Origin of the sequence: Citrobacter sp. Awk 4 (assembly GCF_028069725.1) — a bacterium.
Taxonomy (GTDB): domain Bacteria; phylum Pseudomonadota; class Gammaproteobacteria; order Enterobacterales; family Enterobacteriaceae; genus Citrobacter_D.
The window spans coordinates 1-498 of record NZ_JANEWG010000147.1 but is presented as its reverse complement, the minus strand read 5'-3'; the positions used below and the strand labels follow the sequence as shown (position 1 = coordinate 498).

The window sequence follows — 498 nt, the reverse complement described above, 5'->3', positions numbered from 1 at the left end:
TTATTCCTCCAGGCTACCGGGTCGGGCGCGAGGTAACGTATATGGACGCTCCCGGGATGCAATATATTTTTCAGTTAAGCGATAAAACGGGTAGATGCAGCCATATATCCGGTTTCTGATGGGATTTCTTTATCCCGAACCATGATGAAATCCGCCAGGCAGGTACCAATCATCCTCTACGGGCTGACTTGCCCTTGCTACCTCTCAGTGTATCCTGCCTGCGGTCTTACCTGTTTTGCCATCTTCTGAAGTCACCTGCACCTACCAGGACGTTAACTCTTTTTCAGCACCTCGCCAGCCCGCCTGACCTTGTGTCAGGCGGGCTGGCGAGGCTGATATTCTGTGTTACGTGTCAACATTGACCACATAATTCTCGACGTTTTTGCCGCCATCGCGACAACTGCAACATTGTAGTGCTTCCGCTCAAGCAGTCCCTGAAGCCAGACATTCTTCTCAACGGCGCCGTTCCGGTTGACCCAGGCGGTAAGTGCGCGTGCG

1 pseudogene is annotated in these 498 nt (G+C 52.8%); it reads right to left on the bottom strand.

From position 1 onward, the window contains the following. Positions 1–314: 314 nt before the first annotated feature. Positions 315–498 (bottom strand): annotated as a pseudogene (locus NNO04_RS22585) (IS110 family transposase); the annotation flags it as partial.